The following is a 2,699-nucleotide window of genomic DNA, read 5'->3' on the forward strand; positions in this document are numbered from 1 at the left end:
CCGACCCCACTTAGCCCTAAAATATCAAACGCCCGATGACGTACATCATCAGGCGGTGATGAGTAAAATAAGTGTCAACGTATATCAGGACTAGACACTGTTACAAAAGTTTTGTAGATCATTATCTGAGGTTTTGCGAAAGTTTCGTAAAACCCATTGCATCACAGATGAAATAACATACAATGCAATACAAATGTAATGACATGAGGTGATGCTATGAGCACAATTCAGATCAGAGTGGATGAAGAGCTTAAGAAAAATGCTTATCAGGCATTTGAAAAACTGAACCTATCTCCTTCCGATGCAATGCGCCTGTTTCTGCGTTATGTGGCAGAAAATGAAAAGTTGCCCTTCACGGAAGTGTCAGTGATAGTCTCAGAGTATGATGAAGATGAAGATATTCTTGAAGTAGTGCGAGAACGTCTAAAAAATCCCGCTAAACGCATCCGGGTAAATCTCGATGAAATTTAACATTGAGTTTGACGAACGCGCTTTAAAAGAATGGCAAAAGTTGGATAAAGGTATCCGCGAACAGTTTAAAAAGAAATTAAAAAAGCTACAGGACAACCCTTACATAGAGTCAGCTAGATTGCACGGCGATTTATCTGGCTGCTTTAAAATAAAACTCCGCTCTTCAGGATTTCGTCTTATTTATCAAGTGATAGATGAAGAAATTGTGATATGGATAGTCGCGGTGGGTAAAAGGGAAGAGTCGAAAGCCTACAAAACAGCCAGTGAGCGTATTACACGATAAGTAATGAATTCATAAGACCCGCTTCGGCGGGTTTTTTATTTCCCGGAGAAAACCATGAGACACCGACAATGGACACTGCGATTGCCTGACACTATCAGGGCGGCCATGAGTCGCCCTTTTTTATGGGGTGAACATGACTGCTGCCTGTTTGCCGCTGATTGTGTTCAGGCGGTGTGTGACTTTGACCCGTGCGCGGGCGTGCGCGGGCGATACAACACCCGGATGGGGGCGGCTCGCGTGTTGACGTCAGAGTTTGGCACGCTGGAACAGGCACTGGATCGGTTATTTGATGCCATTCCACCCACCACAGCAGGGCGGGGCGATATTGTCCTGTTTGACGCTGAGGAGGGAAAAACGCTTGGTGTGCTGTGGGCCGGGCAGGTTTGGGCGGTAACGGGTGCCGGGGCGCGTCCGGTGGATGTCAGTCCATTGAAAGCGTGGAGGGTGGCGTAATGGGACAAACAGCCATGAACGTTGTTTCTACCGGGCTGATGATAGCGGGCGCGGTTGTCACAGGCGGAATGGGGGCGGCACTGATTGCGGCTGGGGTGGCGGTTCAGTTTGCGGCCAGCCAGATGTACAAACCCAAGCCGCCGGGCATGGGACGTGACCAAAGTGAACGTAAGCAGCTATTGCGATCTTCCACGGCACCCGAAACCGTCATTGTGGGTCACACGGTCGTTTCCGGGCTGTTGTTCTTTGCCGAAGAAGAACAGGGCGAGCAGGAGGAGCACGAAAAAATTACGCTGGCCATTGCCCTTGCGGGTCACCCGATTGAAAGAATTGGTCGCATCTGGCTGGGCGATGACCCATTGGAATCATTCGGGACCGTGGATAAGGTGACCAAGGTACCTTTGGCAGGCGAAATAAAAACCCCCGTTCCCGTCGTTGAAGTTGAGCTGCATAACGGGCGAACCGACCCCGATCCGTTCATGCTGGCAAACTGCCCGTCATGGAAACCGGATATGGTTGGGCGGGACATGGCATGGCTGCGCGTTACCCTCATCTTTGACCCGGAGAAATTCCCGTATGGCCTGCCCAACATCAAATGCGAGGTCTGGGGGAAGAAGCTGTACGATCCGCGAACCCGACAAACCCGGTGGAGCGACAATGGTGCGCTGGTCATTCTGGATTATTACCGCAGTTATTTGCAGGTGCCGGATGCCGATATTGACTGGGTGGCGTTTAAACGGGCCGCTGATATTTGTGAAGAAAACATCGATACGGCTGATGGCGGACGGGAACCCCGTTACACCCTGAGCGGGGCGTATGAGCTGGATGAAAGTCCGGCGGGACTGCTGGATGCGATGCACCGGTGTTTATCGGCTGACCCCACGTACATGGCGGGCCAGCATGGAATTTTAGTGGGGGCGTACTATGGGCCGGCGGTGCAGGAAATCCACGAAAACCAGATTATTGATACCGTGACCCTGACGCCGGAAGTCGGTCTGAAAGAGGCGACCAACGCCATCTATGGCACCTTCGTTGACGCCGAACAAATCTACACCAAAACCGATTTTACCCCGGTCATTCAGGCGGACTGGATTGCCGAAGACGGACTGGAAATCAAGGAAGACATTGATTTTCGTTTTGTGACTTCCCCGTATCAGGCCCAGCGGCTGGCGCGTCAACACCTGCGCCGCAAGCGCGCCGGACGCCGGGCGCAGTTGAAGATGAATCTGGACGGTTACGCCTATCGCCCCGGTCAGGTGGTCCGCCTCAACCTGCCCACGCTGGGGATCCTATGCTCTTGACCCAGAAATCACTTTCAACAATTAATCCGCCACCTATAACACCCCCAGCTTTTGGCAGTGCATTTTTCGCCAGTTCCACCGTTCTCCCTAAGCCTATGTTTTTTGCAATAAATATATCTGGCTGCTGTCGTTCAGTTATGTGCTGGTCTATATCGTTAGAACAGTGATTAACGATTGGGGAAATCTTTATC

The 2,699-nt window shown here is 51.2% G+C and carries 5 protein-coding genes; 4 read left to right on the forward strand and 1 reads right to left on the reverse strand.

Going from position 1 to position 2,699, the window contains the following annotated elements; genetic code table 11:
* Positions 1 to 216 precede the first annotated feature (216 nt).
* From Xbed_RS18280 to Xbed_RS18295, 4 genes are read left to right on the forward strand one after another with little or no spacing between them, the layout of a single operon-like run.
* A complete protein-coding gene (locus Xbed_RS18280; protein WP_086114255.1) occupies positions 217 to 471 on the forward strand; it encodes a type II toxin-antitoxin system RelB/DinJ family antitoxin in 255 nt (84 codons plus the stop codon).
* Positions 461 to 754, forward strand: coding sequence for a type II toxin-antitoxin system RelE family toxin (locus Xbed_RS18285; RefSeq protein ID WP_086114256.1), 294 nt, complete (start codon positions 461 to 463; stop codon positions 752 to 754). The genes Xbed_RS18280 and Xbed_RS18285 overlap by 11 nt, the downstream gene beginning before the upstream one ends.
* Before the next feature lie 54 nt (positions 755 to 808).
* Positions 809 to 1,207, forward strand: coding sequence for a DUF6950 family protein (locus Xbed_RS18290; RefSeq protein ID WP_086114257.1), 399 nt, complete (start codon positions 809 to 811; stop codon positions 1,205 to 1,207).
* Positions 1,207 to 2,508 (forward strand): phage tail protein, encoded by a 1,302-nt coding sequence (locus Xbed_RS18295; RefSeq protein ID WP_086114258.1) that lies wholly within the window; start codon positions 1,207 to 1,209, stop codon positions 2,506 to 2,508. Before Xbed_RS18290 ends, Xbed_RS18295 begins: the two co-directional genes overlap by 1 nt.
* Here the strand turns inward: Xbed_RS18295 and Xbed_RS20040 are convergent.
* The coding region (locus Xbed_RS20040) for a hypothetical protein (protein ID WP_208612277.1) at positions 2,474 to 2,699 on the reverse strand (226 nt) is incomplete at its 5' end. The two genes, Xbed_RS18295 and Xbed_RS20040, sit on opposite strands and share 35 nt — an antisense overlap.

The sequence above is a fragment of the Xenorhabdus beddingii genome (assembly GCF_002127545.1).
Lineage (GTDB): Bacteria > Pseudomonadota > Gammaproteobacteria > Enterobacterales > Enterobacteriaceae > Xenorhabdus > Xenorhabdus beddingii.